The following is a 252-nucleotide window of genomic DNA, read 5'->3' on the forward strand; positions in this document are numbered from 1 at the left end:
GCAACTTGCATGTTCATAACTTCCTTCATATCCTCTTGGTGAAAACTCTTCATGACCTCTGTAATCTCTACGCTCATGGCCTCCTTCGAATCCCCTTGGCGCAAATCCTTCATGGCCTCTGCAACCTGCATGTTCATAACTTCCTTCATATCCTCTTGGTGAAAACCCTTCATGGCCTCTGTAATCTCTACGCTCATAGCCTCCTTCGAATCCCCTTGGCGCAAATCCTTCATGACCTCTGCAACCTACATG

Annotated in this window: 1 protein-coding gene; it reads right to left on the reverse strand. The window is 47.2% G+C overall.

Annotated elements, in window-relative coordinates:
- On the reverse strand, nucleotides 1–252 hold a 252-nt coding region (locus KGF50_RS22145), incomplete at both ends, for a hypothetical protein (RefSeq protein WP_227850023.1).

The sequence above is a fragment of the Clostridioides sp. ZZV15-6598 genome (assembly GCF_020657705.1).
GTDB lineage: Bacteria > Bacillota > Clostridia > Peptostreptococcales > Peptostreptococcaceae > Clostridioides > Clostridioides difficile_F.